Source organism: Kitasatospora sp. NPDC056651 (genome assembly GCF_042792155.1).
Classification (GTDB): domain Bacteria; phylum Actinomycetota; class Actinomycetes; order Streptomycetales; family Streptomycetaceae; genus Kitasatospora.
Map to the genome: position 1 here is coordinate 1 of NZ_JBHTWX010000184.1, position 7859 is coordinate 7859.

6 protein-coding genes are annotated in these 7859 nt (G+C 74.0%); 5 read left to right on the forward strand and 1 reads right to left on the reverse strand.

The features are described from left to right. Window positions 1–482: 482 nt before the first annotated feature. Both ACFRAR_RS37500 and ACFRAR_RS37505 read left to right on the forward strand, forming a co-directional pair. Window positions 483–1787, forward strand: a complete 1305-nt coding sequence (locus tag ACFRAR_RS37500; protein WP_380704727.1) for an NAD(P)/FAD-dependent oxidoreductase — start codon at window positions 483–485, stop codon at window positions 1785–1787. Between the two features lie 50 nt (window positions 1788–1837). After that, a complete protein-coding gene (locus ACFRAR_RS37505; protein WP_380704729.1) occupies window positions 1838–3682 on the forward strand; it encodes a sugar-binding protein in 1845 nt (614 codons plus the stop codon). Between the two features lie 212 nt (window positions 3683–3894). Here the strand turns inward: ACFRAR_RS37505 and ACFRAR_RS37510 are convergent, their stop codons facing one another. Beyond that, window positions 3895–5280 carry a rhodanese-like domain-containing protein gene (locus ACFRAR_RS37510; protein WP_380704731.1) on the reverse strand — a complete coding sequence of 462 codons (1386 nt, stop codon included), beginning with the start codon at window positions 5278–5280 and terminating at the stop codon, window positions 3895–3897. Window positions 5281–5893: 613 nt separating this feature from the next. On the opposite strand from ACFRAR_RS37510, the gene ACFRAR_RS37515 reads away from it, so the two are divergent. From ACFRAR_RS37515 to ACFRAR_RS37525, 3 genes are all read left to right on the forward strand, one after another. After that, window positions 5894–6268 carry a rhodanese-like domain-containing protein gene (locus ACFRAR_RS37515; protein WP_380704733.1) on the forward strand — a complete coding sequence of 125 codons (375 nt, stop codon included), beginning with the start codon at window positions 5894–5896 and terminating at the stop codon, window positions 6266–6268. Beyond that, complete coding sequence (locus ACFRAR_RS37520) at window positions 6265–7014, forward strand: sulfite exporter TauE/SafE family protein (protein WP_380704735.1); 750 nt, start codon at window positions 6265–6267, stop codon at window positions 7012–7014. Before ACFRAR_RS37515 ends, ACFRAR_RS37520 begins: the two co-directional genes overlap by 4 nt. Window positions 7015–7111: 97 nt before the next feature. Beyond that, window positions 7112–7696, forward strand: coding sequence for a rhodanese-like domain-containing protein (locus tag ACFRAR_RS37525; protein WP_380704737.1), 585 nt, complete (start codon window positions 7112–7114; stop codon window positions 7694–7696). Window positions 7697–7859 lie beyond the last annotated feature (163 nt).

A 7859-nucleotide genomic window follows, 5' to 3' on the forward strand; every position in this document is an offset into this window, starting at 1 on the left:
GCAGCCTGACCGATCGCCCTGACCGGGCCCGAACCTCCCACCACCGCCCTGGAAAGCCGCTCACCCGGCACGACAGCCGGGTCGCCGGCACACCCGGACACGCCACAACGGCACCATCGGCCAGCACAGAGATCAACTGACTGTCCATCCGCCACTACCTGCGGATTCGGGTCTGAGGTGTCGGCGCCCCGGGCGGGGCTGGTGCGCCAGGCACGTTCCTGACCGTCGTCGGTCCGCTCGAAAGGACGACTTCGGGGGCGTGGGGAGCAGCTCGGGGAGCAGCTCGGGGAGCATGCCGTTCATCGGCCACTACCTGCCCGCCGTCCGCCACGTCTCCGACGCGGTGGCGGTCATGCGGCACGGCCGGATCCTCGAGCCCGCCCCACCGAAACCCTCCTGGGTACCCCTCAGCCCCCGTACACTCGGACACTGCTCGCCGCCGTACCGAGCCCGCGTACGCCCCCGTCCGAGGAGGAGCCGCCATGACCGTCGGGCAGCCGGATGCCGTTGTGGTCGGAGCCGGGGTGATCGGATCGGCCATCGCCCTCGAACTCGCGCGCGCCGGCCGGCAGGTGACCGTCGTGGACAAGGCGGGCGCCGTCGGCCACGGTTCCACCAGCGCCTCCAGTGCGATCATCCGGTTCAACTACTCCACCTTCGCGGGCGTCGCCACCGCCTGGGAGGCGCAGCACCTGTGGACGTCCTGGGCCGACCACCTGCGGCTCTCCGACCGCAGACCGCTCGCCGCCTTCCGTCGCACCGGCGCCGTGCTGCTCGACTCCCCCGAGGCCGTACCGTCCGAGGCCGCCGCCCTGTTCGATCGCGCGGGCGTCCCGTACGAGCACTGGGACGCCCCGACGCTGCGCGGGCGCCTTCCGGGGATCGACCCCGGACGGTACTGGCCGCCGAAGCCGGTGGACGACGACGCCTTCTTCGCCGACCCGTCCGGTGAGCTCGGCGCCCTGTTCACTCCGGACGCCGGGTACGTCGACGACCCGCAGCTCGCCGCCCAGAACCTCGCGGACGCGGCGGCCGGGCTGGGTGCCCGCTTCCTGTTCCACCACACCGTGGTGGCCGTCGACCGGCACGCGGGCCGGGTGACGGGCATCCGCCTCGCCGACGGGACGCGGATCGCCGCCCCGGTGGTGGTCAACGCCGCCGGCCCCTGGTCGGGCGGCCTCAACCGGCTGGCGGGCGTCGGCGGCGACTTCACCATCGGTGTGCGCCCGCTGCGCGAGGAGGTCCACCAGGTCGCCGCGCCGGCCGGCCCGACCGCCGACCCCTTCCCCCTGGTCGCCGACGTCGACCTGGGCACCTACATCCGCGAGGCCCCCGGCGGGCACCTCCTGGTCGGCGGCACCGAGCCGGACTGCGACCCCCACGAGTGGACCGACGACCCGGACGAGGCCGACCCCCGCCCCACTGTTCGACGCTTCCAGGCCCAGGTCACCCGGGCCGCGCGCCGCTTCCCGGCGATCGGCGTCCCCAACCGGCCCCGCGGCGCGGCCGGGGTGTACGACGTCGCCGACGACTGGACCCCGGTCTACGACCGCACCGCCCTCGACGGCTACTACGTCGCGATCGGCACCAGCGGCAACCAGTTCAAGAACGCCCCGCTGGTGGGCCGCTTCCTCGCGGCCCTGATCGACGCGGTCGAAGCCGGCCACGACCACGACGGCGACCCACTGCGCTACCGCGGTGACCACACCGGCAACGTCATCGACCTCGGCGCCTTCTCCCGCCGCCGCCCGGTCCGTTCCGGCGCGGCCCGGACGGTCATGGGCTGATCGCCCGTAACTCCCGCACCGAGGTGACTGCCGAAAGGAACGCACGCACCGTGACCCAGAACCTGTTCCGGCGGTCCTGGCCGGCCATCCTCGCCGCTGCGGCCACGGCCACGGCCACGGCCGCGGTCTGCGCCTTCGCCGTGCCGGCGGAGGGCGCGGCGAGCCGCTCCGCCGCCGGTGCTGTGGCACCCGTCGACCGGGATCCGGCCCACACCGACGTCCTGTTCATCGGGGCCCACCCGGACGACGAGTTCCAGTCGCTGGCCACCTTCGCCCAGTGGCGGGAGCGCGGCGGGCGGCGCACCGGGGTGGTGACCGTCACGCGGGGCGAGGGCGGCGGGAACGCCGTCGGGCCGGAGGAGGGCGCCCGGCTCGGCCTGATCCGTGAGACGGAGGAACGGGAGGCCGTCGGCCTCGCCGGGATCGACAACGTCTTCTACCTCGACAAGCCGGACTTCTGGTACACCCTCTCCGCGCCCCTGGTCTCCTCCGTCTGGAACCGGGCGCCCGGGCAGCCCACCGACACGCTCGAACGGATCGTCCGGCTGCTCCGCGCGACCACCCCGGCCACCGTGGTGACGATGGACCCGCGTCCCTTCGACCAGCACGGCGGGCACCAGGAGGCCGGCCGGCTGGCCGTCGAGGCGTTCCGGCTCGCCGGCGACCCGACGGCGTTCCCCGGGCAGATCACCGACGAGGGGTACCGGCCGTGGCGGCCGTCGCGGTTGCTGGCCCAGAACTGGGGGTTCGACGGGCCCGTCGGACCGTCCTGCGCCACCGCCCGGCTGACGGATCCGCACACGGGGCTGCCCGTGGAGGGCGTGTGGACCGGCGCGCGCTCCGGCTCCTCGGGCGAGACCTTCGCGCAGGTCGAGCGCAACGCCGCCCGCAGGTACGTGACCCAGGGTCTCGGCTCGCTGCCCGCCACGGTCGACACCCCGCCCGGACGACTGCCGTGCGAGTGGTTCACCGTCCTCGCCCGGGCCGGCGAACCGGTCCCCGCCACCGTCCGGGAACAGGCGGGGCTGAAGCCGCTGTACGCCGAGTTCCGCGACTGGACCCGGCGGGTGGAGATGCCCTGGCTGGCGGACGGCGCCCAGCCCGACTACCCCGCCGCTCCCGCGACCGATGTCCCGGCACTCGATCGCCCGCCCGTCGTCGACGGCACCGCCGGCCCCGGGGAGTACCCCGGGCCCGAACTCCCGCTGCGGCACTGGGCCGGCCAGGACTGTGCCCCCGCCGACTGCTCCGCGACCGCCCGGCTCTCCCGTCACGGGGACGACCTCTACGTGCTCGTCCAGGTCACCGACGACAGGATGGGCAGCGCCCTGGACGCCCGGAACGACTGCAAGCGGCACTGGCGCACCGACGCCGTCGAGATCGCCATCGATCCGCGCGGCGACTCCGACGACACCTCGACCACGTTCAAGACCGGCATCCTGCCGTTCACCGCGAACGGGGGTGGCCCCTGCGCGGAGCGCGACGGCGACAACCACCAGGGCCCGGCGGACACCACCGCCCCCGGGCTGACCGTCGCCTCCCGGGTCACCGCGCCGTACCACGGCTACACCGTCGAGGTGCGGATCCCGCTGTCGGACCTTCCGGCCGCCGTCGACCCCGAGCGGATGACCGCGAACGTCCTCGTGTACGACTCCGACACCACCGACAAGATCGGCAAGAGCCGTCTGGCCTGGTCCCCGTTCGGCAGCGCCCAGGCCGACCCGTACGCGTGGGGCACCGTTCGCCTGCCCGGCTACACCCCGCCCCCGGGCGGGCCGGCCTCGACTCCGCAGATCCCGACGGAGGCGGCCCGGAGCCAGGATTCACCCGCCTCGGTCGCCCAGTCCGAGCGCCTCGGCGTACCGCTCGCCGCGGGGCCGCGCCTTCCCCGCTGATCCGTTCCCGGCCGGCGGGCCGCGCGGTGCAAGGACCGGTGACGCGCGGACCGGGAACGGTGGAGAAGGGGCGGTGACGGGAGGGGGGACCCAGTCCGGGGGTGATCGCGGGTGCCGAATCTCACCGGCGCAGACATAACCGAAACCCAAGGTAGTGGCCCCCACCCCCGTCCGGACGCAACTCGGACAGGGGTGGGCGGGGACGGCTGGGTTCAGGCTCGGGCAGGGTCGGTGAGGGTGTGCCAGGCGTTGTAGCCGCCGAGGAGGTCGGAGACGTCGGCGTGGCCGTGGTGGCGCAGCAGGCTGGCGGCGATGGAGGAGCGGTGGCCGCTGGCGCAGTGGACGACCAGGGGGCGGTCGGTGGGGATCTCGTCCAGGCGGCCGGGGAGTTCGGTCAGGGCGATGTGCAGGGATCCTTCGATGAATCCCGTTTCGCGTTCGCCGCAGGTGCGCACGTCCAGGACGGTGGGGGGCTGCTCGTCGGTGAGGGCGGTGCGGAGCTGGTCGGCGGTGAGGCGGCTGGCGGGGGTGACCTCGTCGGCGAGGGCGGGCAGGGCGTTGCCGGGGTTGCGCAGGTAGCCGGCGATGTGGTCGAAGCCGATGCGGGCGAGGCGGGTGATGACCTCGCCCTCGCGGTCCTGCGGGGCGATGATCGCGATGTTGCTGTCGGGGGTGAGGACGGTGCCGGCCTGTTCGGCGAAGCGGCCGTCGACGGGGACGTTGATGGCGCCGCGGAGGTGTCCCGCGCCGAAGTCCTGGGGGCTGCGGGCGTCGAGGACGACGGCGCCCGCGGTACGGGCCTCCTTGAAGCCCTCGGGGCACAGCGGGGCGGCGGCGTTCGTGCGGTCGAGCAGCGGGCGGTCCTGCCGGTTGAGGGTGGCGTCGTGGCCGAAGTAGGCGGGGGCGGCGGACTGGCCGGCGGTGACGATGCGGACGAAGGTGTCCTGGTCCATGGGCTGGCAGGCGTAGTTGGTCAGGCGCTGCGAGCCGATGGTGGACTGCTTCTCGGTGGAGAGGTTCTTGCCGCAGGCGGAGCCGGCGCCGTGGGCGGGGAAGACGCGGACCTGGTCGGGCAGGCCCATGAGCTTGTGGTGGACGCTGTCGTAGAGCATCGCGCCGAGTTCCTCGGCGGTGACGCCCGCGGAGGCGAGCAGGTCGGGGCGGCCGACGTCGCCGATGAACAGGGCGTCGCCGGTGAGTACGCCGTAAGGGGCGTCGTCGGTGGCGTGCTCGAAGACGAGGATGCTGATCGACTCGGGGGTGTGTCCGGGGGTCTCCATGATCTGGAGGGTGACGTCGCCGAGGGAGATGCGTTCGCCGTCGGTGAGGTGCCGGATGGAGTACTCGGTCTCGGCGCGGCGGCCGTAGCCGATCCAGGCGCCGGTGCCGGCCGCGAGTTCGAGGTGGCCGGCGAGGAAGTCGGCGTGGAAGTGGGTGTTGATGACGCCGACGACGGTCAGGCCGCGTGCCGTGGCGTCGGCGAGGTATTCGTCGACGTCCCGGCGGGGGTCGACGATCACGGCCTGGCCGGTGGTCTCGTCGGCGATGAGGTAGGAGGCCTGGGAGAGGCAGTCGAGGTAGTACTGGCTGAAGATCACGGGGTGGTCTCCTCGTCGGGGTCTGACGGGCTGGCTACATGCCCAAGTGTACCCCCGGGGGTATTTATTCCGACCAACCGAGGCGGGCGCGGCCGGTCGGTCGGCCGCCGGCAACCACCACACGCACCTGCGGGAACCGGCCTTCCACGGCCCGCCGCCACGGAGCGACGGCGCGGCCGAGCCACCCTTCCCCCTTGGCATTCGGGCGGGGGAATCCTGCCGGCCTTCCGCTGACCCCGGATGGTCGATCACGCCCCCGGGCCGGGCGGAAGCGTCAGACTCGTGATCACTGGGCGAACTGCACGGGGAACCCTCCTGAGTGCCGGGCACCACAGCCCCACCTCGATACCCCCCGCAGCATGTTTCCGAGCATGCGACTTCCCGAGTCGATACGGGCAGGGGTATCTCGACAATTTCGGTAATACCCCCCGGGGTACTATGGTGGACATCGAGGGGGACGGCCTCCACCACCGAGCCAGGTACGGGCGGGGCCGAGGACGCGCCGGTCACGCCGCCGCACCGGGCCACCAGGCCGGTACGGACGCCGCGGAACCCACGGCGCCCCCGCTACTCCGGACCACTGCGGTCCGGTCTGCACCACTGGAGAAACCGCATGCCTTCGCTGCCGCACACCCACGGTCAGGCCACTCCCGGCCAGGCCACGCCCATCCAGGCGCACGAGCTGGCCCGCACCGGCGCCGCCGTGCTGCTCGACGTCCGGGATCCCGCCGAGTTCACCGCCGGGCACGCCCCCGGCGCACTGCACCTGCCGCTGATCGGACTGGTCGCGGGCGTCCCGCTGCCCCCCGAGGCGGCCGGGCGGACCGTGCTGGCGATCTGCCGCTCCGGCAACCGCTCCCAGCGCGCGGCCGAGGTACTCGCCGCACGCGGCATCGAGGTGCTGAACGTGGCGGGCGGAATGGGCGCCTGGGCGCTGGCCGGGCTGCCGGTCACCACGCCCGGCGGCGACGGCGGGCATGTGATATGACCACGCTGCTCCTGGCGCTCGCCGCCGGCGCGGTGGTCGGGATCGCGCTGGGCGGGCTGGGCGGCGGCGGCAGCATGCTCGCCGTCCCCGCGCTGGTCTACCTGCTGGGCTTCAGCCCGGCGCTGGCCACCACGGCCAGCCTGGTGATCGTCGCCGCGACCTCGCTGACCGGACTGCTCGCCCACGCCCGGGCGGGCCGGGTCCGCTGGCGCACCGGCGCGCTGTTCGCCGCCGCCGGACTGCCCTTCGCGATGGCCGCCGGAGCACTGTCCGCCCATCTGCCGGGCACGCTGCTGACCGTCGCCTTCGCCGTGCTGGCGGCGCTCGCGGCCTGGCGGATGCTGATGCCACCCAAGGCGCAGGCGCAGGAACGTTCCGCCGCAGGACCCGGCCGCTCCACGGCGGCCGGCGCCGGGCTCGGCGCGGTCACCGGACTGCTCGGCGTCGGCGGCGGATTCCTCGCCGTACCGGCCCTGGTCTCGGTGCTCGCCTTCACCATGGCCGAGGCGGTCGGCACCAGCCTGCTCGTCATCACCGCCAACTCCTTCGCCGCCCTGCTCCCCCGCCTCGGCGCGACCGGGGCGATCGACTGGGCCGTGGCCGCCCCCTTCACCGGGGCCGCGATCCTCGGCGCCTGGGACGGCAAGCGGCTCGCCGACAAACTCAGCGGGCGCACCCTCCAGAAGGCCTTCGCCGTCGCCCTGCTCGGCGTCGCCGCCCTGATGCTGGTCACCACCCTGAGCTGACCACCAGGCCGAGGCCCCGCCCGGCTCACCGCCGAGCGCCACCGATCCACCCACCACCGGTAAGCCCAACCCCCTCCCGAGAGGAACCAGCGAACCCATGACCGCCACGCCACTGACCGTCGAGCAGCTCCAGCCCCGCCTCGGAGAACTCACCCTCATCGACGTCCGCTCCCCCGGCGAGTACGCCTCCGGCCACATCCCCGGCGCCCTGAACGTCCCGCTCGACCAGCTCGACCGCGCCCTGCCCGCCCTGCGCGAGGCCGCCGGGAACAAGGAGATCGCCGTCGTCTGCGCCGCCGGGCCGCGCGCCGACAACGCCTGCCGCCGGCTGGCCGAGGCCGGTATCCCCACCCTCACCCTGACCGGCGGCACCAACGCCTGGGCGAGCGCCGGCCGGCCGCTGGACCAGGTCGCCGGTGCCCGCCGGACCTGGGCGCTGGACCGCCAGGTGCGCCTGGTGGCCGGCTCCCTGGTCGTCGCCGGTCTGCTCGTCGACCTCGCCAAGCCGGGCGCCCGGTGGGTCTCCGCGGCCGTCGGCGGCGGGCTGGCCTTCTCCGCGCTGACCAACACCTGCGCGATGGGCTCGCTGCTCTCCAAGCTCCCGTACAACCGGCCCCGGCCCGGCACCCCGGGACTGGACCGGACGCTCGCCACCCTGACGAGCTGCCCGATCGAGCGCTGAGCATCGAGCGCTCAGCATCGAGCGCCGAGACCCGGCGCCCGCCCACGCACCAGAAGGCCCCCTGCCCCTCCTTGGGTTCTAACGGTCCTCGCAACACCCGCGATCTGTGGGAGTTGCGAGGACCGTGGGCGTTAGGCGTGATGATCTTGCTGAGTTGCGGGAG